The following is a 20,889-nucleotide window of genomic DNA, read 5'->3' as shown; positions in this document are numbered from 1 at the left end:
ATGCTTACACGCCTGCGCGAGATCGTGGAGAAGGTGGCCGCGGCCGCCAGCCTGAATGACGCGTTGAATGTGCTGGTGGACGAAACCTGTCGGGCGATGGAGACGGAGGTCTGCTCGGTTTACCTGGCCGACAACGATCGTCAGTGCTACTACCTGATGGCGACTCGCGGTCTGCAAAAGCCGCGCGGCCGCGTGGTGGCGCTCTCTTTCGACGAAGGGATCGTCGGCCTGGTGGGCCGTCTGGCGGAGCCGGTGAACCTGGCGGATGCGCCTAGCCATCCCAGCTTTAAATACCTGCCGCAGGTGCGCGAGGAGTGCTACCGCGCATTCCTGGGCGTGCCGATGATCTATCGCCGTCAGCTGCTGGGGGTGCTGGTCATACAGCAGCGTGCGTCCCGTCAGTTTGATGAGGTCGAAGAGTCCTTTCTGGTGACCCTGGCGACCCAGCTGGCCGGGATCCTGTCGCAAACCCAGCTTAACAGCCTGTTTGGCCGCCTGCGCCAGAATCGTCTGCGCGCCATCGCCGCGGCGCCCGGCGTCGCGGTGGCCAAGGGATGGATGGATATCAGCCAGCCGGCGCTGGAGCATGTCTATGAGGCCTCCACGCTGGATACCGACAGCGAACGCGAGCGGCTGGCGCGGGCGCTGGAGGAGGCGGCCAGCGAGTTTCGCCGCTACAGCAAGCGCTTTGGCGCCAGCGCCCAGAAAGAGAGCGCGGCGATCTTCGATCTCTACTCCCACCTGCTCAACGATCCGCGTCTGAAGCGCGAGCTGATGCGTCACGTCGACGGCGGCGCGGTAGCCGAATGGGCCGTGAAGCAGGTCACCGAGCACTTTGCAGACCAGTTTGCCAGCCTGCAGGACAGCTATATGCGCGACCGCGCCAGCGATTTGCGCGCGCTCGGGCAGCGTCTGCTGTTCCATCTTGATGATAACGCCATCGGTCCGGCGCCGTGGCCGGAGCGCTTTATTCTGGTGGCCGATGAGCTGACGCCGACTCTGCTGGCGGAGATCCCGCAGTCCTGTCTGCTGGGGGTGGTGGTGCGCGACGGCGCTTCGAACTCCCACGCGGCGATCATCCTGCGCGCGATGGGTGTACCGACGGTGATGGGGGCCGATATTCGCCCTGCGCTGCTCCATGAGCGGCTGCTGATCATCGACGGCTACCGCGGAGAGGTGCTGGTTGAGCCGGAGCCGGTGTTGGTGCAGGAGTACCAGCGCCTGATCAGCGAAGAGCAGGCGCTGAGCCGTAAGACAGAGGCTGAGTCGGATCGCCCGGCGCAGCTGCGCAGTGGCGAACGGATCGCCGTGCTGCTGAACGCCGGCCTGAGCGCGGAGCATGAGCAGCGTCTGGAGGCCTGCGTCGACGGCGTAGGACTGTACCGTACCGAAATTCCCTTTATGCTGCAGAGCGGCTTCCCGTCAGAGGAGGAGCAGGTCGCACAGTATCAGGGCATGCTGCAGATCAACCCGGCGAAGCCGGTGGTGCTGCGCACCCTAGATATCGGCGCCGACAAGCAGCTGCCCTATATGCCGATCAGCGAGGAGAACCCCAGCCTGGGCTGGCGTGGGCTGCGGATCACCCTCGATCAGCCGGAGATCTTTCTGGTGCAGGTGCGCGCCATGCTGCGCGCCAATGCGGCCAGCGGCAACCTGGGGATCCTGCTGCCGATGGTGACCACCCTGGCCGAGGTGGATGAGGCGCGTCGCCTGATCGATCGTGCCGGGAGGGAGGTCGAGGAGATGCTGGGCTATGCTCTGCCGCGTCCGCGTATCGGGGTGATGCTGGAGGTGCCGGCGTTGGCCTTTATGCTGTCGGGGCTGGCCTCACGGGTCGACTTTATTTCGGTCGGCACCAACGATTTGACCCAGTATCTGCTGGCGGTGGATCGCAACAATACCCGAGTGGCGGCGCTGTATGATGGCCTACACCCGGCGATGCTGCGCCTGCTGCAGCAGGTGGTGCGCGAGTGCGCCGAGTTGGGGCTGCCGGTCAGCGTTTGCGGCGAGATGGCCGGCGATCCGATGGGCGCACTGCTGCTGGTGGGGCTGGGATTTCGTCAGCTGAGCATGAACGGCCACAGCGTGCCGCGTATCAAGTATCTGCTGCGTCACCTGGATCTGCAAGATGTCGAAGGGCTGGCCGCCCGTATGGTGGCGACCCATTCATCGACCGAGGTGCGTCACCTCACCGCCTCGTTTTTGGAGCGGCGCGGCGTCGGCGGTCTGATCCGAGGCGGGATGTAGGGCGCGTCCGGGGAATTTTGCCGTCATGATGGAGTCCTGACGGAAGTTATGGGATGATTGGGCGGTTTTTCAGGGGGCGTGAATGGGTAAACTGACGCTATTATTGGTGGTGCTGTTGGGCTGGCTGCAGTATTCGCTGTGGGTCGGCAAAAACGGCGTCCATGACTATATGCGGGTGAAGCAGGATGTTGCGACGCAGCTGGCGAATAATGCCAAGCTGAAATCGCGCAACGATCAATTGTTTGCCGAGATCGACGATCTTAACGGCGGGCAAGAGGCGATCGAAGAGCGCGCGCGCAATGAGCTGGGGATGATTAAACCGGGCGAGACCTTCTACCGCCTGGTGCCCGATCAGAACAAACGCCGTACGGCGGGAACGGCCTCCCAGCCAGCCGCGTCCTACCCGTCAGTGACGGCGAGTCACTGACTTCTTTGCATGGCCCGCGCCATGCCTTCATATCCGATAACGATAATTCACCGATGAACGACAACGACTCCGTTAACGAACCGTCCATTGTCGCCATTGTACCGGCCGCCGGGATCGGCAGCCGGATGCAAAGCGCTACCCCCAAGCAATATCTTACGCTGAATGGCAAGACCATTCTGGAGCATGCCGTGACGGCGCTGTTCGCCCACCCGTCGGTGCGCCGGGCGATAGTTGCGCTGCACCCGCAGGACAGGTGTTTTGACGCGCTGCCGCTGGCGGCGGATCGGCGGGTGAGCCGTGTTACGGGCGGCGTGAGCCGCGCCGAGTCGGTGCTGGCCGCGCTGCTGGCCGCCGCCGATGCCGACTGGGTCCTGGTGCACGATGCGGCGCGCCCCTGCCTGCGGCCCGACGATCTGGCGCAACTGGTGGCCTGCGTGGACGCAGCGCATCAGGGGGCGATACTGGCGACGCCGGTCTGTGACACGATGAAGCGGGCCGAGGCCGGTCTCCCGCGGATCGCCCATACGGTGGCGCGTCAGGATCTGTGGCATGCGCTGACGCCGCAGCTGTTTCCCCGTGCGCTGCTGATCCAGTGCCTGCAGCGCGCCCTGAACGAGGGGGCGACGGTGACCGATGAGGCCTCGGCGCTGGAGCACTGCGGCTACCATCCACGCTTGGTCAACGGGCGTTCGGATAATATTAAAGTTACCCGTCCAGAGGATTTGGCGCTGGCAGAGTTCTATCTGGCGCGCCATGCCTCTATGACGCACTCACAGGAGCAATAACCGATGAGAGTTGGTCACGGTTTTGACGTTCACCGCTTCGGCGGCGAAGGGCCGCTGATTATCGGCGGCGTGCGCATCGCGCATCCACAGGGGCTGCTGGCCCATTCCGATGGCGATGTCGCCCTGCATGCGGCGACTGATGCCCTGCTGGGGGCGGCAGCCCTGGGGGATATCGGCAAGCTGTTCCCGGATACGGATCCCGCCTATAAGGGGGCGGACAGCCGCGCGCTGCTGCGTGAGGCGTACCGTCGCATTCGCGCCAGGGGCTACCGTCTGGGGAATTTGGACATTACCCTGATCGCCCAGGCGCCGAAAATGGCACCGCACATCCCGCAGATGCGGGTGTTTCTGGCTGAGGATTTGCAGTGCCCGATCGATGATGTCAACGTGAAGGCGACCACCACTGAAAAGCTGGGTTTTACCGGGCGCGGCGAGGGGATCGCCTGCGAGGCGGTGGCCCTGCTGGTCAAGGAGTGATCGATGGAGTTTTCCACGCTGCAGTATCTGCACGGGCGCCCGGCGGCGACCGGGGTGGTCAAGGCGTTCGCCGAGGATTTTTTCGTCGCGGAGGATCTGGGGTTTGCCCCGGACGGCGAGGGTGAGCATGTGCTGGTTCGTCTGCGTAAAGAGGGGTGCAATACCCAGTTTGTGGCGGAGAATCTGGCCCGCTTTGCCCGTATCGCCGCGCGCTCGGTCAGCTACGCCGGCCTGAAGGATCGTCATGCGGTGACCGAGCAGTGGTTCTGCCTGCACCTGCCGGGGCGTGATACCCCAGACTTCAGCCAGTTTGTGCTGGAGGGGTGCCAGGTCCTGACCGTGGCTCGCCACCGGAAGAAGCTGCGTATCGGTACGCTGCGCGGCAACCAGTTCCGCCTGGTACTGCGTCATATCAGCGATAGCGCCGAGGTCGAAGAGCGCCTGCGTCGGGTGGCGGCACAGGGCGTGCCCAACTATTTCGGCGAGCAGCGCTTTGGCCGCGGCGGCAATAACCTGCAGCAGGCGCGTCGCTGGGCCACCGATCAGATTCGGGTGAAAGAGCGCGCCAAGCGCGGTTTCTATCTCTCCGCGGCGCGCAGCGCGCTGTTTAATCGGCTGGTGAGCGAGCGGCTGGCGGCGGGCTGTTTTTCTCGAGCCCTGGCCGGCGATGCGCTGCAGCTGACCGGTCGCGGCAGCTGGTTTGTCGCCCAGGAGGCGGAGCTGGCGGCGCTGCAGCAGCGGCTGGACGCCGGCGAGCTGCGCATTACGGCGGCGCTGCCGGGCGACGGTGACGGCGGCGTCGCCGGCGATGCGGCGGAGTTTGAACGTCGCGTGCTGTCTGAGTATGCTGATCTGCAGGCCCTGCTGACGCGTGAGCGGGTAGAGCCGGCGCGCCGTGCGGTGCTGCTGCAGCCGCAGGTGATGGCCTGGAACTGGTGGGATGACGCCACCGTCGAGCTGACCTTCGATCTGCCCGCCGGTAGTTTCGCCACCAGCGTGGTGCGTGAACTGTTCTGTCAGGAAAACCCCGATGCGGATCTTGCTGAGTAATGATGATGGCGTAACGGCTCCCGGTATTCAGACGCTGGCGGCGGCGCTGCGAGAGTTTGCCCAGGTGCAGGTCGTCGCCCCGAACCGCAACCGCAGCGGGGCCTCCAATGCCTTGACGCTGGAGTCGCCGCTGCGCAGCGAAACCTTGGCCAATGGCGATATCAGCGTGATCGATGGTACGCCGACCGACTGCGTCTATCTGGGGGTCAATGCGCTGATGCGTCCGCGCCCGGATATCGTGATCGCCGGCATCAACGCCGGTCCTAACCTGGGCGATGACGTGATCTATTCCGGCACGGTGGCGGCGGCGATGGAGGGGCGTCATCTGGGCTTTCCGGCGCTGGCGGTGTCGCTGGACGGCGAGCGACACTATGATACGGCGGCGGCAGTCACCTGCCGGCTGCTGCGCATGCTGTCCGATACGCCGCTGCGCAGCGGGCGCATCCTGAATGTGAACGTGCCGGACGTTCCGCTGGCGGCGATCCGCGGCTGGCGCGTGACCCGCTGCGGCAGCCGTCATCCGGCGCAGACGGTGATCCATCAGCAGGATCCGCGCGGTAAGCCGCTGATGTGGATCGGTCCGCCGGGGGCCAAACAGGACGCCGGCGAAGAGACTGATTTTGCCGCCGTTGCGGCGGGCTATGTCTCCGTGACGCCGCTGCAGGTGGATCTGACCGCCCACGGCGCGCGCGACCGGCTGGCGGAGTGGCTGGGCCGGGTGGATAAGGGCGGTGCGGCATGGTAGACGTCGATCGCCGGGTTCTGCTGCTGATCCAGCAGCTGATGCGTCAGGGGATCCGCGATGAGGCGGCGCTGAAGGCTATCGCCTCGGTGCCGCGCGAGCGCTTTATCGATGAGGCCATGTCTCATAAGGCCTATGACAACACGGCGCTGCCGATAGGGTTAGGACAGACCATCTCCCAGCCCTATATGGTGGCGCGGATGACCGAGCTGCTGGTGCTGCAGGCGGCCTCCCGGGTGCTGGAGATCGGCACCGGCTCCGGCTATCAGACGGCGGTGCTGGCGCACCTGGTGCCTCACGTCTATTCGGTCGAGCGGATCAAGAGCCTGCAATGGCAGGCCAAACGGCGTCTTAAGCAGCTGGATTTACACAATGTATCGACCCGCCACGGCGATGGCTGGCAGGGCTGGGCGTCGCGCGGCCCCTTCGATGCTATTATCGTGACCGCCGCCGCCCCGGAGATCCCGTCGGCGCTGTTGGCGCAGCTGGCCGAGGGGGGGCGCCTGGTGCTGCCGGTCGGTGAGCCGTCCCAGCCCCAGTTTTTGCGGCGCATCCAGCGGCGCGGCGACGAATACCTGGTCGAATCGATCGAGCCGGTGCGCTTTGTCCCGCTGGTGAGCGGCGAGCTGGCCTGACGGGGCAATGGCACGCCTCGCCGTGCAGGGCGGCGCAATTGCCGTTATGCTGGGATACGGATGAGCGGCGGCGGAGCGTGCCGTAGACTTTCCCATCGCGTCCTGCCGGGACGAATAGGGATAATTCTTACTGAATCCGTATTTGACCTGCGGGCGCTTTTTAGTGTCCAATCCCTGCCTTAGGGAATGAGTAGAATAATTGGCTAAGCGATATCAATGCCTTTCGGCCAGTGCCGGCCGATGCTAATCCGGCGTTTTCCGGGTATATCGAATGACTTATTTAAGAGAAGAATGCTGTCATGGGGGAGTCATGAGCATGGGAAGCCCAATGATTAAATGGCGCCGGGTGGCGATGTGTACGCTGGTTACAATGTGGCTGGCGGGGTGTAGCAGTAGTGATAATTCCGCACCGATAAGCTCTGTGAATGGCTCGGGCGGTGGCCGCATGCTTTCTTCCGGCGGTCATGTGCAAACGGATGCCAGCGGGCATATTGTTTATAACCGCAGCTACCAGTCGATTCCCAAGGGAAGCTATAACGGCGAAGCCTACACCGTGAAGCGCGGCGATACGCTGTTTTATATCGCCTGGATCACCGGCAGTGATTTCCGCGATCTGGCCGCGCGCAATAATATTCAGGCGCCTTATAGCCTGAATGTCGGGCAGGTTATCCGCATCGGCGGAAACGGCGGCGGCGGTATGTTGGCCTCCAATAATATTGTTCCCGTTCAGCCAAGCAGTGCACAAATTCAGACGACGAATGTTGATTCTAAATCGGCCAGCGCGTATTCTGACCCTTCGGGTAAACAGAATGTAGGCAGAATGTTGCCTGCAGCCGGGGCGGTTAGCGCTGCTCCCGCCGTTTCCGCATCGTCATCCAGCTCTGCGCCGGTAGGGACTTGGCGCTGGCCGACTGACGGTAAGATTATCGAAAACTTCTCGTCGGCCGAAGGGGGCAACAAGGGGATCGATATCGCAGGCTCGCGTGGACAGCCGGTGCTGGCCACCGCCGATGGGCGGGTGGTGTATGCCGGTAACGCGCTGCGCGGCTACGGAAACTTGATTATCATTAAGCATAATGATGATTACCTGAGCGCCTACGCCCATAACGACACCATGCTGGTCCGGGAGCAACAAGAGGTGAAGGCGGGTCAAAAAATTGCCACCATGGGCAGTACCGGTGCCAGCTCAGTTAGATTGCACTTTGAAATTCGTTACAAGGGAAAATCCGTAAACCCGCTGCAATATCTGCCGCAGCGATAGTTTGAGCAGGATCGCTGTATCCTGCTCGCAAATCACGGGTAGGGTACAGCTATGAGTCACACTACGCTGAAAGTTAACGAATTACATGATGAAGTCGAGTTGGAGGATGGCGTTGAGGACGGTTTTGACGAGAAGGCCCTCGTTGAAGAGTCCATGGAAAATGACATTACCGATGATGAATTGCTGTCTCAGTCTGTTTCACAGCGTGTTTTGGACGCCACGCAGCTCTATCTTGGCGAAATCGGCTATGCGCCGCTGCTGACGGCAGAGGAGGAGGTTTTCTTCGCCCGCCGCGCCCTACGAGGGGATGAGGCGTCGCGTAAGCGGATGATCGAAAGCAACCTGCGGCTGGTGGTCAAGATATCCCGCCGCTATAGCAACCGCGGTCTGGCGCTGTTGGATCTGATCGAAGAGGGTAACCTGGGTCTGATCCGCGCGGTAGAGAAGTTTGACCCGGAGCGCGGCTTCCGCTTTTCGACCTACGCCACCTGGTGGATCCGTCAGACCATTGAACGAGCCATCATGAACCAGACCCGCACCATCCGCCTGCCTATCCATATCGTTAAAGAGCTTAACGTCTATCTGCGCACCGCCCGCGAACTCTCTCATAAGCTGGACCATGAGCCGAGCGCGGAGGAGATCGCCGAGCGGCTGGAGAAGCCGGTGCATGACGTCAGTCGCATGCTGCGTCTCAACGAGCGGATCACCTCGGTGGACACCCCGCTGGGCGGCGATTCGGAGAAGGCGCTGCTGGATATTCTGACCGATGAGAACGAAAGCGGGCCGGAGGATTGTACCCAGAGCGACGACATGAAGCAGAGCATCGTCAAGTGGCTGTTTGAGCTTAACGCCAAGCAGCGCGAGGTGCTGGCGCGCCGCTTTGGCCTGCTGGGCTATGAGGCCGCCACGCTGGAGGATGTCGGGCGAGAGATTGGCCTGACCCGTGAGCGGGTGCGTCAAATCCAGGTTGAAGGGCTGCGACGCCTGCGTGAGATCCTGCAGATGCAGGGGCTGAGTATCGAGGCCCTGTTCCGCTGAGCGGTACGGTCACAAAAAAACGGTGAAGCCAAGGCTTCACCGTTTTTTTTATCGCTATAGCATCCCCTTGAGGCGATAGAGCCAGTCCAGCGCCTGGCGCGGCGTCAGCGCATCGGGATCGATCGCCGTCAACGCCTCCAGCGCCGCCGACGGCTCCGCCTCGACCAGTAGCGGTAGCTGAGCGCTGTCTGCCTGGCTCTGGCTGCCGTGCTGCGACAGGGTTTCCAGCTCGCGCAGCTTCTGGCGCGCGCGCTTGATCACCTCGCGCGGCACCCCGGCCAGCGCCGCCACCGCTAGCCCGTAGCTCTTGCTGGCTGCGCCGTCCTGTACGCTGTGCATAAAGGCGATGGTCTCGCCGTGCTCCAGCGCGTCCAGATGCACGTTGTAGACCCCCTCCAGCTTCTCCGGCAAGGTGGTCAGCTCAAAGTAGTGGGTGGCGAACAGCGTCATCGCCTTGATACGACTGGCCAGGCTTTCGGCGCAGGCCCAGGCCAGCGACAGGCCGTCGTAGGTGGAGGTGCCGCGGCCAATCTCATCCATCAGTACCAGACTGTGCTCGGTCGCGTTGTGTAGGATATTGGCCGTTTCGGTCATCTCCACCATAAAGGTGGAGCGGCCGGAGGCCAGATCGTCGGCGGCGCCGACGCGGGTAAAGATGCGATCGACTGGGCCAATGACGGCGCGCTGCGCCGGGACGAAGCTGCCGATGTGCGCCATCAGCACGATCAGCGCCGCCTGGCGCATGTAGGTGCTCTTGCCGCCCATGTTGGGGCCGGTGATCACCAGCATGCGCCGTGCGCCGGACAAGGTCAGCGGGTTGGCGATGAAGGGCTCCCTGAGCACCTGCTCCACGACCGGGTGTCGCCCCTCGTCAATATTGATTCCAGCGCGTTCGCTCAGCTGTGGGCGGACGTAGCCGTAGCGGTCGGCCCGCTCGGCCAGGCCGCTCAGGACGTCCAGCTCGGCCAGCGCCGTCGCGCTTTGCTGCAGCGCCGCCAGGTGCGGCAGTAGTAGGTCGAACAGCTCGTCATACAGCTGCTTCTCCAGCGCCAGCGCCTTGCCCTTAGAGGTCAGCACCTTATCCTCATACTCTTTCAGCTCGGGGATAATGTAGCGCTCGGCGTTTTTCAGCGTCTGGCGGCGAACGTAGTGAATAGGTACCAGGTGACTCTGTCCGCGGCTGACCTGAATATAGTAGCCGTGCACCGCGTTAAAGCCGACCTTCAGGGTATCCAGCCCCAGCTTCTCACGCTCGCGGATCTCCAGCCGGTCGAGGTAGTCGCTGGCGCCATCCGCCAGCGCACGCCACTCGTCGAGCTCGGCGTGATAGCCGCTGGCGATCACGCCGCCGTCGCGTACCAGCACCGGTGGCGTCTCGACCAGCGCCCGCTCCAGCAGCTCGCACAGGGCATCGAAGCGGCCAGCCTGATGCGCCAGCGGCGCCAGCGCCTCACCGCCGCGCTCGCCGAGCAGTGTTTGCAGGGTTGGCAGCTGCTGGAAGGCGACGCGCATGCGCGCCAGATCGCGTGGGCGGGCGCTGCGCAGCGCCAGCCGGGCCAGAATGCGCTCCAGATCGCCGACCTGGCGCAGCAGGGGCTGCAGCTCGTCAATCAGCGGCAGCAGCGCCTCAATGGCATCCTGACGCAGCTGCAGCGCTTGGCGATCGCGGATCGGCATATGCAGCCAGCGCTTGAGCATCCGGCTGCCCATCGCAGTGACGCTGGCGTCCAGCACCGCCGCCAGGGTGTTTTCCTGGCCCCCGGCCAGATTCTGGGTCAGCTCCAGATTACGCCGGGTGGCGGCGTCCATAATGATGCCGTCCTGCTGGCGCTCCATGGTGATGGCACGGATATGGGGCAGCATGGTGCGCTGGGTATCTTTGGCATACTGCAGCAGGCAGCCAGCGGCGCGCAGCGCCAGAGGGGCTTGTTCGACGCCGAAGCCGCTCAGATCGCGGGTGCCAAACTGCAGGTTGAGCTGCTGGCGGGCGGTTTCCAGCTCGAACTCCCACATCGGGCGGCGACGCAGCCCGCGGCGCTGCTCGATCAGCGCCATGGCGGCAAACCCCTCTGGATACAGCAGCTCCGCCGGATTGGTGCGCTGCAGCTCCGCGGCCATGCTATCGGCGTCCTGCGGTTCGGCGGCGCGGAAGCGTCCGGAGCTGATATCCAGCGTGGCGTAGCCAAAGCCGTTGGGCGACTGCCAGATCGCCGCCAGCAGGTTGTCCTGCCGCTCGCTGAGCAGGGCCTCATCGCTAACGGTGCCCGGCGTCACGATCCTCACCACCTTGCGCTCTACCGGCCCCTTGCTGGCGGCGGGATCGCCAATCTGTTCGCAGATAGCCACCGACTCCCCCAGCTGCACCAGCTTGGCCAGGTAGTTCTCTACCGCGTGATACGGTACGCCGGCCATCGGGATCGGCTCCCCGGCGGAGGCGCCGCGTTTGGTCAGGGAGATATCCAGCAGCTGTGACGCACGGCGGGCATCGTCATAAAACAGTTCGTAAAAGTCTCCCATCCGGTAAAACAGCAGGATGTCGGGGTGCTGTGCCTTGAGACGCAGATACTGCTGCATCATGGGGGTGTGAGCGTCAAGATTGTCCGTGGTGGTCATAGGTCTGCGTATCCGTGTGATAGAACCGGCCTGATGGGAGAGCGGCGGGCGGGTACGCCCGCGACCGGGCGAACCCAGGCCAGAAAACCGTTAACTAAGCATGATAACCAACTCTTTAGGGCAGGGGAACCGCGAGCGCGTTTTGCGCGGCGCTCAGGCCGGCGGCGTGCGGCGGCGTTTGATGGCAAAAGGGGGGGTACGCAGCAGAGAGGCGGAGAGCTGTAGCCACTCGCGGGTACGGGTCAGCCCTAGCTTATGCAGCGCGGAGCGGCGCTGACTGTAGAGGCTTTTCACGCTGACGCCGTGCTGCTGGGCCATGGTCGGCAGCGAGGCGCCCTCGGCGCTCCACTTCAGGACCCGCAGCTCCCGTTCGGTGAGATAGGGACGAACGGCGATCCGCCCCGCCGTGGGGCGGATGTCGAGCCAGTGGGCCAGATGCAGCAGCCACTGGGTCAGGTTTAGGCGGTCATACCAGACGGCGTCGAACCCCATCGCCAGCAGCAGGCGCTCCAGGCCGGGATGTCGGGCATCCAGCACGGCCAGCAGCTGCAGCCCCGCAGGATGGCGTCGCCGCAGGCGGGCGACCAGCTGACTCAGTTCGCCAAGGCGCTGGCTATTCAGCGTGCCGGTGCAGACGATGGCCCTCGCCGGCCCGGTGTCCTGCCGATCGTGGCTTAGCGCCTGTAGAGAGGGGAGCAGGTGGATCTCCAGATACGGGGCCAGCAGGGCCGACAGTCCCTGGGCAAAAAAGGGGCAGGGGGCGACGATGTAGACGCAGTGGGGCCTATCGGGTGACGCCTGTGGGGATATCGCTGGCCGCATGGCGCCTCCGAGCTTGGCTGATTGGGAGCCCATTAAGTGTAGGCACTGCGGGCGGGCTGTCCATTCGGCGTGGGGCGGCGGGGGAGAAACGCACCCGACTCAACGGAGCCGGGCGCCGGTGGATTAGTGCGCCGCGTTGCCGGCAGGTTTAATCTGACCTTTGATATCCATGACTTTCTTCTGCGGATGCTGCTTGCAGACTTCCATGACCTGGGGAACGGCGACGGTTTCGACCTCATTCCAGTTGACGTAGTCACCGCCTTTATAGTCGGTATCTTTATTGAGCATCCAGAAGGCGACCGGCGTCATCGCCTTAGGATTCAGGTTCACAAACTCTTTGCAGGTCATGTTCTGCGGCGTGGTTTCCGTGGCGGCCTGGGCCAGGCTGGTGCCGCCCAGCGTCAGGGCGCCCAGAACCGCGGCGAGTAGCGTCATTTTCATTGCTGTCACTGCCTCACTTAATTGATCGATAAATAGAATATGCATTTTGTATTACATATTTTACGCCATCTTGCCAGCAACGCGGAGCCTTTTCAAGGGATGCCCGGGGGGCCGACGCCGAGCTGCCGGAAAACGCGTTATTAGCACTATAGCCGCGAATGGCGTACGGCGGCGCAAAATCTGCCGGGTTATCTGCTCCGGGCCGAACGGGCGATCCGCCGGGGGGGGGAGCCCCGCATCCTGAGCAAGAAAGCGCCATGATTCCGCTAGCGCAGGATTGATTCGCCATTGCTATCTCATCGATAGGTAAATAAAGCGGCGAGATGACTGAATTGTTGCCGCGTCTGGCCGATATAGCGTAGTTACGGATAACCATTTCAGAACGGTGTCGGTTATCGATGAGACTGGCGAGCGGGGTGGCGCTGGGGTTACCCCACGGCAGGATAACGATAAAACCTATTTAGCCGATGCGCGGTCGGTATTTTATTTGAGGGAAAGTCATGTTGGCGGCAGTACGCAGTTATTTTCAGCGAGTGACAATTGGGGAGCGGATCGTCATCTGCTTTGGCGTGGTATTGGTACTGGTGCTGCTGCTGGCATCGGTCAGCGTGTGGCAGGTCGGCAAGATTAAAAGCTCGCTGGAGCAGATTAACGATGTGAATAACGTGAAGCAGCAGCTAGCGGTCGATCTGCGCGGCAGCGTGCACGATCGCGCCATTGCGCTGCGCGACGTCGTGCTGGTGGAGCCGGGCGCCCTGGCGCCCATCGTGCGGGATATTACCCGTCTGGGGGGCGACTATCAGCGGGCCTGGCAGCGTCTGGAGCAGCTGCGCAGCGGCAACGCCGGATTCAGCGCAGAGGAGCAGCGAGTCTATCGCGAACTGGCGGCGACGGAGTCCCAGACTCTGCCGCTGATCGCGCAGGTGATCGCCCTGCGCGAGGCGGGGCAGCGCGAGCAGGCGTCTCAGCTGCTGCTGCAGCAGGCCGGCCCCCGCTTTGTGACCTGGCTGAAGCAGATCAATGCCTTTATCACCATCGAGGATGGCTATAGCAACGCGCAGACCCAAGTTGCGCGCGGGGTCTCCGAACACTTTCGCTTTCTGATGCTGGCGCTGGCTGCGCTGGCGGTCGCCACGGTGGTGCTGATCGCCCTGTCGATCCGGCGCACCATCAGCGGTACGCTGGGCGCAGAGCCGGTTGCCCTGCGTCGCCTAATTAACGCCATTGCCGCGGGCGATCTGCAGTATCGATTGGCGATAGCGCCGGTGCCGGCGGGCAGCATTCTGGCGGCGACTCAGGAGATGCAGCGGGCGTTGACCGACCTGCTGGGGCAGGTGAAAACGTCGGTACAGCAGGTTTCCGGCGTCAGCCAGGGCTTGACCGGTGGCAGCGGCGATCTGGCCGCCCGTAGCGACAGTCAGTCCTCGTCCATTCAGCAGACGGCGGCGGCGATCGCGCAGTTTGCGGCGGCGGTGAAGCGTAACTCCGAGAACGCCGGCCAGGCGGACAGTCTGGTGGCCGACGCCGGCGAGCAGGTGGCCGAGGGCAGCCGGGTGATCCATGCCGTGGTGGCGGATATGGAGCACATCATCAAGGATTCTGCGGAGATCTCCGATATTACTCGCATCATCGAGTCCATCGCGTTTCAGACCAATATCCTGGCGCTGAACGCGGCGGTTGAAGCGGCGCGGGCCGGCAGTCAGGGACGCGGCTTTGCCGTGGTGGCCGCCGAGGTTCGCTCTCTGGCCCAGCGCTCGTCGGTCGCCGCCCGCGACATCGGCCAGCTGCTGGCCCGCTCGGTACAGCGAGTGCGCAGCAACGCCCACTCCGTTGACAGCGCCGAGCGCTGTATGACCCAAATCGATGCGGCGATGCAGCAGGTGAAACGCGCGGTGAACCTGATCAGCGCAGACTCCGCCGAGCAGGCCGGAACGGTGGATGGGGTCGTCAGCGCGGTGGCCTTCATGGACAGTGGTATCCGCCAGAACGCGGCCCTTTCCGAGCAGCTGGCGGGCGATGCCCGCGCGCTGGAGGAGTACGCCCGGTCGCTGCACGGCACTATCGCACAGTTCCGTATCTGATTCCTGATCGCCCGTCCGGGCACAATGTCGCCGTCCCGCGTTGCGGGCGGCGAATGATTTTATTCCCTGCCATAGTTTTCTTTCTTATCTATTAGTTAGCGTTATTTTTCTCATCATTATCTTAATCATTCTATAAATAATTGTTGTTAATAATTTGCCTGTTTACCTATTTTGGCGATCACTTAAGGAGGAATAGGGAACGGGCGGTGCATAACGACTGCCCTTTTCTCCTGAGTCTGTCTTTTGGTCATCAGCGATTTACCATTTGGGAGAGAGAGAATGAAAAAAGGTACTGACACCCGTGGGGGATATTTGGATTCCCGCTTTGGTTCAGAGACTATTCGCACGGCGGCGGAGGCTCACCATTTTCCTCAGGGAGAAATGCGCGAAGACATTGCTTTCCAGATTATTAACGATGAGCTGTTTTTAGATGGCAATGCCCGGCAAAACCTGGCGACGTTTTGCCAGACCTGGGATGACGACTATGTACACCGCCTGATGGATATTTCGATCAATAAAAACTGGATCGATAAAGAGGAGTATCCACAGTCGGCAGCGATCGATCTGCGCTGCGTCAACATGGTGGCCGATCTGTGGCATGCGCCGCGTCCGGCGGACGGGCAGGCCATCGGTACCAATACCATCGGCTCCTCCGAGGCCTGCATGCTGGGCGGCATGGCGATGAAGTGGCGCTGGCGCGCCAAGCGTCTGGCGCAGGGAAAACCAGCGGATAAACCCAATATGGTGTGCGGGCCGGTACAGGTCTGCTGGCATAAGTTTGCCCGCTACTGGGATGTCGAACTGCGCGAGATCCCGATGGCGCCCGGCAAGCTGTTTATGGATCCGGAGCGGATGATCGCCGCCTGCGATGAGAACACCATCGGCGTCGTGCCGACCTTCGGCGTAACCTACACCGGTAACTATGAGATGCCTGATGTGCTGCACAAGGCGTTGGACGATCTGCAGGCGCGTACCGGGCTGGATATCGACATGCACGTCGACGCTGCCAGCGGCGGCTTCCTGGCGCCGTTCTGCGCCCCGGATATCGTCTGGGACTTCCGCCTGCCGCGGGTCAAATCCATCAGCTCATCCGGGCATAAGTTCGGCTTGGCGCCGCTCGGCTGCGGCTGGGTGGTGTGGCGCGACGCCGCCTCCCTGCCGGAGGATCTGATCTTTAAGGTGGACTATCTGGGTGGACAGGTCGGTACCTTTGCCATTAACTTTTCCCGTCCCGCGGGCCAGGTGATCGCGCAGTACTATGAGTTCCTGCGTCTGGGACGCGAGGGCTACACCAAGGTGCATACCGCCAGCTATCAGGTGGCGCAGTTCCTGGCGGCGGAGATCGCTAAGCTGGGGCCCTATGAGTTTATCTGTAGCGGTGATCCGCAGCAGGGCATCCCGGCGGTGTGCTTCCGCATTCCGGCCGGCAAGGAGTTGGGCTATAGCCTGTACGATCTCTCCGAGCGCCTGCGCCTGCGCGGCTGGCAGGTTCCGGCCTTTGCCCTGAACGGCGAAATGTCCGATGTGGTGGTGATGCGCATCATGTGCCGCCGCGGCTTTGAGATGGACTTCGCTCAGCTGCTGATGGCGGACTTCCGCGCGGCGCTGGCCTATCTCAAGGCCTATCCGGCAGTGGCCCATGTGGCGCATCAGAACAGCTTCAAGCATTCCTGAGGCGCCTGTCCACCCTTGAGGTAAGGAGTGACTATCATGGCTACAAAATCGACCGCCGCCTCCCCCGTGTCGGTGAAGAAACTGAGTATCATGACCCTGGCGATCATGAATATCGTCGCGGTGGTCAGCCTGCGCGGACTGCCGGCAGAGGCGGAATATGGGTTGAGCTCCATTTTCTACTACCTGTTTGCGGCGATCTTCTTCCTGATCCCGGTCTCGCTGGTGGCCGCTGAGCTGGCGACCGGCTGGCCGGAGAAAGGGGGGATATTCCGCTGGGTCGGCGAGGCCTTCGGACCGCACTGGGCTTTCCTGGCGATGTGCATGCTGTGGATTGAGGTGACGGTATGGTTCCCGACGGCGCTGACCTTCGGCGCCGTCTCCCTGGCGTTTATCGGCCCTGATCAGCGCTGGGATGAGGCCCTCTCCGCCAACCGATTCTTTATCTTGCCCATCGTACTGTTCATCTACTGGCTGGCGACCTTTATTGCCTTTAAAGGAGTGAATACCTTTGCCAAGGTCTCCAAATGGGGCGGGATGATCGGCACCATCATTCCGGCGATTATCCTGATCGTGCTGGGATTTGCTTACCTGATCGGCGGCGGTACGCCGCAAATCACGTTAAGCTGGGATCAGGTGGTACCCGACTTCACCAATTTCGACAACGTGGTGCTGGCGGCGAGTATCTTCCTGTTTTACGCCGGGATGGAGATGAACGCCATTCACGTCAAGGATGTGGACAACCCGCAGCGTAACTACCCCATCGCCATCATGCTGGCGGCGCTGGGTACCGTAGTGATCTTCGTCTTCGGGACCCTGGCCATCGCCTTTATCATTCCCCAGTCCGATATCAACCTGACCCAGAGTCTGCTGGTGGCCTTTGACGACATGTTCAAATGGGCGCACGTGGAGTGGCTCGGGCCAGTGATGGCCTGCGCGCTGGCGATCGGCGTACTGGCGGGGGTGGTGACCTGGGTCGGCGGCCCCAGTACCGGTCTGCTGGTCGTGGCGAAGGCGGGTTACCTGCCGCGCTGGTGGCAGCACACCAACCAGAATGGCATGGCGACCCATATCCTGCTGCTGCAGGCGGTGATCGTCACCATTCTGTCGATCCTGTTCGTGATCCTGCCGTCGGTGCAGGCGACGTATCAGATCCTCAGTCAGCTGACAGTGATCCTGTATCTGATCATGTACATCCTGATGTTCTGCTCGGCGATTTACCTGCGCTATAGCCAGCCTAACCGCCCGCGGCCTTACCGCATTCCCGGCGGCGCGATCGGCATGTGGATCATCGGCGGGGCGGGGCTGGTGGGCTCGATTCTGGCCTTTATCCTCAGCTTTGTGCCGCCCAGCCAGATCGCGGTGGGTAGCCCGATGGCGTATGTCGGTATCCTAATAGCCCTGTCGCTGTTCTTCTGTCTGGTGCCGTTTGTTATCTATGCCATCCGTAAGCCGCACTGGCGCGATGACAACAGCGATTTTGCGCCGTTCACCTGGCAGGCCGAGGGGGGACATCCGGGCATCCCGACGGACTCCTCTGCTCACCCCAGCGTGCTGGCGGCCCAGGCACAGCAGGCCGCCGCGGCGCCCGGCAATAAACCGCCGACGTCACCGGTCTGATCCCGTCCGTAAGACATTGGGCAGGGCATATGCCCTGCCTGCATTTTAACCCGGAGTGGTATCAGGAGTTATATCATGACGTTAGATGCACAGAAATTGCAGCAGGCCGTCGATGCGGCCCACGCACAGTATGCGACGCTGGTGGGAGGGAAAAACGCGGACTACATACCCTATCTGGCCAGCGTGCCGAGCCAGCTGGCGGCGGTGGCGGTGGTCACGCGCGATGGCGCGGTGTACTGCGCCGGCGACAGCGGCTACCGTTTCGCCCTGGAGTCGATCTCCAAGGTATGTACCCTGGCGCTGGCGCTGGAGGACGTGGGGCCCGAGGCGGTGCAGGATAAGATCGGCGCCGATCCGACCGGCCTGCCGTTCAACTCGGTGATGGCGCTGGAGCTGCACGGCGACAAGCCGCTGTCGCCGCTGGTCAATGCGGGGGCCATGGCTTCGGCCAGCCTGATTAAGGCCGATAACCGTGAGCAGCGCTGGCAGCGTATCTTGGCCATCCAGCAGCAGCTGGCCGGCGAGACGGTGGCGCTATCGGACGAGGTAAACCAGTCGGAGCAGACCACCAACTTCCACAACCGCGCCATCGCCTGGCTGCTCTACTCGGCCGGCACCATGTACTGCGATCCGATGGAGGCCTGCGACGTGTATACCCGCCAGTGCTCCACGCTCATTGATACCGTTGAGCTGGCGACGCTGGGCGCCACGCTGGCGGCGGGGGGCGTCAATCCGCGCAGCGGACGGCGGGTGCTGCAGGTCGACAACGTGCCGTATATCCTGGCGGAGATGACCATGGAGGGGCTGTACGGACGATCCGGCGACTGGGCCTACCGCGTCGGTCTGCCGGGCAAGAGCGGGGTCGGCGGCGGGATCCTGGCCGTGGTACCGGGGGTGATGGGCATCGCGGCCTTTTCTCCGCCGCTGGATGAGGCGGGTAACAGCGTCCGTGGGCAAAAAATGGTGGCGGACGTCGCCGCGCGGCTGGGATATAACCTGTATAAGGCCTAAATACGATGAACGCGGGCGATGGCGACAACGAGAAACCCCTGGGGCTGTGGCATGTGGTCGCCATCGGTATCGGGGCGATGGTCGGCGCGGGGATCTTCGCGCTGCTGGGGCAGGCGGCGCTGCTGATGCGCTCGTCGACCTGGCTGGCCTTTGTCTTCGGCGGCGTGGTGGCCATGTTTTCGGGCTACGCCTACGCCCGTCTGGGGGCAAGCTACCCCAGCAACGGCGGCATAATCGACTTCTTTCGCCGTGGGCTGGGCGACGGGCTGCTGACGCTGTCGCTGTCGCTGCTGTATCTGGTGACGCTGGTGCTGACCATCGCCATGGTAGCGCGGGCGTTTGGTGCCTATGCCGCCGATCTGCTGCATGATGGCAGTCAGGATCAGCGGGTGATCCTGAGCTATGCGCTGGGGGTGATCGCGCTGATGGCGCTGTTCAACGCCCTGAGCAGCCATGCCGTCGGGCGGCTGGAGGTGGTGCTGGTGGCCGTCAAGCTGGGGATCCTGCTGGTGCTGATCGCCGCCGGGGTATGGGCGCTGCACCCGGCCTCGCTGACGCTGACGTCGTCGCCCGGCGGTGGGGCCTTCTTCTCCGCCATCGGCATTACCTTTCTCGCCTACGCGGGCTTTGGCATGATGGCCAACGCGGCCGATAAGGTGCGCAGCCCGGCCACCACCATGCCGCGGGCTTTCACGCTGGCCATCGGCGTCACGGCGCTGCTGTATGTGACGCTGGCGCTGGTGCTGGTCAGCGATGTGCCGGCGGCGCAGCTGGAGCGCTATGCCGATACGGCGGTGGCACAGGCCGCCTATCCGCTGCTGGGGCGTGTGGGCTATACCATCGTGGCGATCGGCGCGCTGCTGGCGACGGCCTCGGCGATCAACGCGACGCTGTTTGCGGCCTTTAACATCATGGCCAGCATGGGCAGCGAGGGTGAGCTGCCGGAGGCGTTCCACCGCCCGCTGTGGCGCCAGAGTACGCCCGGCAACCTGACGGTGGTGGCGCTGATTATGCTGATAACGCTGCTGCTGGATCTCGGCGCGCTGGCCAACGTCGCCAGCGCGACCTTTCTGTTCTGCTATCTGGCGGTCTTTGTCGTGGCCTGGCGCCTGCGCCGGGAGATCGGCGCCGCCGCGCCGCTGCTGCTGTGCGGGGCGCTGGTGATGCTGCTGGTGATCGTCGGCTTTATCTTTAGTCTGTGGCAGCAGGGCGGGCCGGCGCTGCTGTGGGTACTGGGCGCTCTGTTGCTGAGCCTGGCGCTGGCGCTGTTTTTCCGACGGGGACGGACGGTATGGAAACGTGGCTGATTCATTTTTTGCTCACCTATGTCACCTTTCTGTCGATGTTTTGTCCCCCGGCCACCATCACGGCGGCGACGATCCTGCTGGGCCAGGTGCCACCCCATACGCTGCGCCAGCTGGCCTGGAAGGTGGCGCTCGAATATGTGGCGGTGATGCTGATCGCGATCTGGATCGGGAACTACCTGCTGATGGCGCTGGGGCTGAACGCCCACGCGCTGACCGCGACCGGCGGCGCGGCGCTGCTGTTTCAGGGTTGGCCGCTGATGACCAAGGGGACCAAGGCGGAGCCGGCGCGGATGGTCGTCGCGCCCGATGCCCGCCCCAACGTGCAGGATATGGTGCTGGTGCCGCTGCTGTTTCCGCTGACCATCGGCGGGGGAACCATCGCCGTCGGCATTTCGCTGGCCAGCCACGGCTCTCTGGCGGGATTGCTGCAGCTGTCGGCGGTGATTTTGCTGATGGCGCCGACTATTGCTCTGACGTTTCTGGCGGTCGGTCCGCTGCACGGACGCCTCTCGGGCGGGGCGATCGATGCCATGGCGCGCATCGCCGGCATTGTGTTGGTGACGCTGTCGCTGCAGCTGCTGGCCTCCGGGCTGACGCAGCTGGTGCTGCAGTATGGCCTGGTGAAGTAGCCGACGGCGCTGCCTACGGAGGGGAGAGGGCG

18 protein-coding genes are annotated in these 20,889 nt (G+C 63.1%); 15 read left to right on the top strand and 3 right to left on the bottom strand.

The window, feature by feature from the left end; translation table 11 throughout:
• The 9 genes from ptsP to rpoS all read left to right on the top strand — a co-directional run bounded on the left by ptsP (nucleotide 1) and on the right by rpoS (nucleotide 8,662).
• Nucleotides 1-2,247: a phosphoenolpyruvate--protein phosphotransferase gene (ptsP, locus tag ETEE_RS04870; RefSeq protein ID WP_034164644.1), complete on the top strand. Its 2,247-nt coding sequence runs from the start codon at nucleotides 1-3 to the stop codon at nucleotides 2,245-2,247.
• 82 nt (nucleotides 2,248-2,329) lie between these two features.
• Nucleotides 2,330-2,674 carry a cell division protein FtsB gene (gene ftsB, locus ETEE_RS04865; RefSeq protein WP_034164643.1) on the top strand — a complete coding sequence of 115 codons (345 nt, stop codon included), beginning with the start codon at nucleotides 2,330-2,332 and terminating at the stop codon, nucleotides 2,672-2,674.
• A gap of 53 nt (nucleotides 2,675-2,727) precedes the next feature.
• Nucleotides 2,728-3,459 carry a 2-C-methyl-D-erythritol 4-phosphate cytidylyltransferase gene (ispD, locus tag ETEE_RS04860; protein ID WP_034164740.1) on the top strand — a complete coding sequence of 244 codons (732 nt, stop codon included), beginning with the start codon at nucleotides 2,728-2,730 and terminating at the stop codon, nucleotides 3,457-3,459.
• A 3-nt stretch (nucleotides 3,460-3,462) separates the two neighbouring features.
• Nucleotides 3,463-3,936 (top strand): 2-C-methyl-D-erythritol 2,4-cyclodiphosphate synthase, encoded by a 474-nt coding sequence (gene ispF / locus ETEE_RS04855; protein ID WP_034164642.1) that lies wholly within the window; start codon nucleotides 3,463-3,465, stop codon nucleotides 3,934-3,936.
• Nucleotides 3,937-3,939: 3 nt separating this feature from the next.
• Nucleotides 3,940-4,986, top strand: a complete 1,047-nt coding sequence (gene truD / locus ETEE_RS04850) for a tRNA pseudouridine(13) synthase TruD (protein WP_034164641.1) — start codon at nucleotides 3,940-3,942, stop codon at nucleotides 4,984-4,986.
• Nucleotides 4,967-5,731 (top strand): 5'/3'-nucleotidase SurE, encoded by a 765-nt coding sequence (surE, locus tag ETEE_RS04845; protein WP_034164639.1) that lies wholly within the window; start codon nucleotides 4,967-4,969, stop codon nucleotides 5,729-5,731. The genes truD and surE overlap by 20 nt, the downstream gene beginning before the upstream one ends.
• Complete coding sequence (locus ETEE_RS04840; RefSeq protein WP_034164638.1) at nucleotides 5,725-6,363, top strand: protein-L-isoaspartate(D-aspartate) O-methyltransferase; 639 nt, start codon at nucleotides 5,725-5,727, stop codon at nucleotides 6,361-6,363. The genes surE and ETEE_RS04840 overlap by 7 nt, the downstream gene beginning before the upstream one ends.
• Nucleotides 6,364-6,691: 328 nt before the next feature.
• The gene (gene nlpD, locus ETEE_RS04835) at nucleotides 6,692-7,624 is read left to right on the top strand and encodes a murein hydrolase activator NlpD (RefSeq protein WP_081854110.1); all 933 of its coding nucleotides are present in this window, start codon (nucleotides 6,692-6,694) and stop codon (nucleotides 7,622-7,624) included.
• A 51-nt stretch (nucleotides 7,625-7,675) separates the two neighbouring features.
• On the top strand, nucleotides 7,676-8,662 hold the full coding sequence (gene rpoS, locus ETEE_RS04830; RefSeq protein ID WP_034164635.1) for an RNA polymerase sigma factor RpoS: 987 nt from the start codon (nucleotides 7,676-7,678) through the stop codon (nucleotides 8,660-8,662).
• A gap of 54 nt (nucleotides 8,663-8,716) precedes the next feature.
• On the opposite strand, the gene mutS is transcribed toward rpoS, so the two are convergent.
• The 3 genes from mutS to hdeB form a co-directional block, all read right to left on the bottom strand.
• Nucleotides 8,717-11,275: a DNA mismatch repair protein MutS gene (gene mutS, locus ETEE_RS04825; protein ID WP_034164634.1), complete on the bottom strand. Its 2,559-nt coding sequence runs from the start codon at nucleotides 11,273-11,275 to the stop codon at nucleotides 8,717-8,719.
• Nucleotides 11,276-11,428: 153 nt separating this feature from the next.
• A complete protein-coding gene (locus ETEE_RS04820; RefSeq protein ID WP_034164633.1) occupies nucleotides 11,429-12,097 on the bottom strand; it encodes a helix-turn-helix transcriptional regulator in 669 nt (222 codons plus the stop codon).
• 123 nt (nucleotides 12,098-12,220) lie between these two features.
• Complete coding sequence (hdeB, locus tag ETEE_RS04815) at nucleotides 12,221-12,538, bottom strand: acid-activated periplasmic chaperone HdeB (protein ID WP_034164631.1); 318 nt, start codon at nucleotides 12,536-12,538, stop codon at nucleotides 12,221-12,223.
• A 500-nt stretch (nucleotides 12,539-13,038) separates the two neighbouring features.
• Here hdeB and ETEE_RS04810 point away from each other — a divergent pair, with 500 nt between their 5' ends.
• The 6 genes from ETEE_RS04810 to ETEE_RS04785 all read left to right on the top strand — a co-directional run bounded on the left by ETEE_RS04810 (nucleotide 13,039) and on the right by ETEE_RS04785 (nucleotide 20,857).
• The gene (locus ETEE_RS04810; protein WP_034164630.1) at nucleotides 13,039-14,619 is read left to right on the top strand and encodes a methyl-accepting chemotaxis protein; all 1,581 of its coding nucleotides are present in this window, start codon (nucleotides 13,039-13,041) and stop codon (nucleotides 14,617-14,619) included.
• Between the two features lie 279 nt (nucleotides 14,620-14,898).
• Nucleotides 14,899-16,293 (top strand): glutamate decarboxylase, encoded by a 1,395-nt coding sequence (gad, locus tag ETEE_RS04805; RefSeq protein WP_034164629.1) that lies wholly within the window; start codon nucleotides 14,899-14,901, stop codon nucleotides 16,291-16,293.
• A 36-nt stretch (nucleotides 16,294-16,329) separates the two neighbouring features.
• Nucleotides 16,330-17,910, top strand: coding sequence for a glutamine/gamma-aminobutyrate antiporter GadC (gadC, locus tag ETEE_RS04800; protein WP_034164628.1), 1,581 nt, complete (start codon nucleotides 16,330-16,332; stop codon nucleotides 17,908-17,910).
• Nucleotides 17,911-17,985: 75 nt separating this feature from the next.
• Complete coding sequence (glsA, locus tag ETEE_RS04795) at nucleotides 17,986-18,921, top strand: glutaminase A (protein WP_034164627.1); 936 nt, start codon at nucleotides 17,986-17,988, stop codon at nucleotides 18,919-18,921.
• A 5-nt stretch (nucleotides 18,922-18,926) separates the two neighbouring features.
• Nucleotides 18,927-20,228, top strand: coding sequence for an APC family permease (locus ETEE_RS04790; protein ID WP_034164626.1), 1,302 nt, complete (start codon nucleotides 18,927-18,929; stop codon nucleotides 20,226-20,228).
• Nucleotides 20,213-20,857: a MarC family protein gene (locus ETEE_RS04785; protein WP_034164625.1), complete on the top strand. Its 645-nt coding sequence runs from the start codon at nucleotides 20,213-20,215 to the stop codon at nucleotides 20,855-20,857. Before ETEE_RS04790 ends, ETEE_RS04785 begins: the two co-directional genes overlap by 16 nt.
• Nucleotides 20,858-20,889: the final 32 nt, after the last annotated feature.

Source organism: Edwardsiella anguillarum ET080813 (assembly GCF_000264765.2).
Taxonomy (GTDB): Bacteria; Pseudomonadota; Gammaproteobacteria; order Enterobacterales; family Enterobacteriaceae; genus Edwardsiella; species Edwardsiella anguillarum.
The sequence above is the reverse complement of the archived record's forward strand: the minus strand, read 5'-3'. Positions and strand labels throughout refer to the sequence as shown.